General features: G+C 70.4%; 2 protein-coding genes and 1 pseudogene. All 3 read left to right on the top strand.

The features are described 5' to 3' along the window. The first annotated feature begins 217 nt into the window (after positions 1 to 217). On the top strand, positions 218 to 511 hold the full coding sequence (locus JF597_RS54580) for a hypothetical protein (protein WP_069764489.1): 294 nt from the start codon (positions 218 to 220) through the stop codon (positions 509 to 511). Between the two features lie 426 nt (positions 512 to 937). Continuing rightward, a complete protein-coding gene (locus JF597_RS54575; protein ID WP_294014579.1) occupies positions 938 to 1,462 on the top strand; it encodes a DUF2617 family protein in 525 nt (174 codons plus the stop codon). Between the two features lie 86 nt (positions 1,463 to 1,548). Continuing rightward, positions 1,549 to 1,794 (top strand): annotated as a pseudogene (locus JF597_RS54570) (spermidine synthase); the annotation flags it as partial.

The raw sequence follows: 1,794 nt of genomic DNA, 5'->3' as shown, positions 1-1,794 counted from the left end.
GGGCGGACATCTCGGCGAAGATCGTCGTCCCGAACTCGGCGAGACGTCGGTTGAGCAGGGGGCGCGCACTGGAGGTCATGCCGGTCATCCTGCGCCCAAGCTCTGGAGTTCCTCAACTCTGCTTTGGCCCGTGAGACAGAAGGGCATCTCCAGCTCACGCAACCGGCGAGGCGCCCACGGGGGGTCGCTTCGGGGGGTAACGGAAGGAGGGTGAGCCATGGTCTTCGGCATCATCCTGGTGGTGTTCCTGGTCCTGTTCCTCGTGGGCGTGGTGGCCACGGTGTTCCGGAACGGCTCGACGCGTCGGCGTATGCGGGCGGCCCACAGCGGCGGCGCCGGCGCCGCCGGCGGCAGCTGGTGGGCCGGGGGAGACGGCGGCGGATCGGACTCCGGTGGCGGCGGTCACCACGGTGGGCACTCCTGCGGCGGTGGCCACTCCTGTGGCGGTGGGTCGTCCTGTGGTGGCGGGTCGTCCTGCGGCGGTGGGGGCGGATGCGGGGGAGGCAGCTGACACGGGGCAGCTGAGCTCCGGCAGGGGGAACCGCATCCGGAGACGGGGGAGCGGGGGAAGGCGGGGGTGTGGGTCCGGACCTGGGTCGGGACGCACGCCCCCGCTTGTTGCTGTGACGCGCGCCCCCGTTTGTCGCTTATTCACTCCGGTGCTCCGGCGCGCGCTCCGGCCGCCGTGGCGCACGCCGTAGTTGAACAGATGAGCTGGAGAGCCCACGGAGGGATGGAAACCCCACGAACTTGGGTAAAAACGCTGTGGTGGCGCCACTGTTCATGATTCCCTCTAAATCGCCAACACAGCCCCTCGGACGTCCTGCGGACACGTCCTGACCTCCCGACTGGGCTGACCGGGCCGATCCCCCCACAGTCGCCCGGATGTTCCGGAACCCCACACCACCCTTTCTTTGCGTGCTAGCGGAGCCGATCCATGCTCACGACCCTGAACACCTCGTACACCGACACGCGCGCGGCCGACCTCGCCTGGGCCCTGGGGCGCGAGCCGCTGCCCGCCCTGGCCACGCTCGACCTCGAAATCGGCGGAGCGCAGCTTCAGTTGAGACTTCTCGGCGCGTCCCACCAAGTGCTCCTGGAGGAGGAGCGGGGCATCTGTTCGGAGACGGTGGCGTGCATCGCCGGCAGCAGTGCGCCGCTGCCCCTGGGCGTGACCAAGCGGGTGGGGGACTGGGAGTACGAGTTCGCCGCGCGCGTCGAGGCACTGTCGCCGGGTCAGTTCGCCGGGCGCGCACAGGAGTTGCTGGCGCTGGTGTCCGACCATCCGAACGGGCTCGCGGGGGTTTTCCCGGGCAGCCCGCTCGCGTTCACGGCGCTGCTGGCCCAGCGGTACGACGGGCAGGTGCACTGGCGGACCTGGCACGCGTATCCGCAGGACGGGCAGTTGGTGGCCACGCGGACACGGGTCGGGGTCCGGGTCCCGGTCGGGACGTCGGGCTGAGCGACGCACCCCTGTTGCCCGCTCGCTCCTCAGTTCCACACGTGTGGGTGACGAAGCGTGCCACATCAGTGACGTACCGTCGCAACGTGATCGAGCCGCACGCCCCCGCTCCGCCCGGCGCTCCGCCGTCCTGGGCCGGGTCCGCGCGGCTGCCCGTCCGCCCCGGCACGGGCCGCTTCCTCGTCCTCGCCTGCGTCTTCGTCTGCGCGGCCTGCGGACTGGTGTACGAGCTCGAACTGGTGGCTCTCGCCTCGTACTTGATCGGCGTCTCGGTCACCCAGGCCTCCGTGGTGCTGTCCGTCATGGTCTTCGCGATGGGCATCGGCTCGCTC

Source organism: Streptomyces sp., assembly GCF_019510245.1.
GTDB lineage: Bacteria > Actinomycetota > Actinomycetes > Streptomycetales > Streptomycetaceae > Streptomyces.
The sequence above is the reverse complement of the archived record's forward strand: the minus strand, read 5'-3'. Positions and strand labels throughout refer to the sequence as shown.

Coding starts and splice junctions, on each gene's coding strand:
- JF597_RS54580 (WP_069764489.1), top strand. CDS start 218: ATGGTCTTCGGCATCATCCTGGTGGTGTTCCTGGTCCTGTTCCTCGTG.
- JF597_RS54575 (WP_294014579.1), top strand. CDS start 938: ATGCTCACGACCCTGAACACCTCGTACACCGACACGCGCGCGGCCGAC.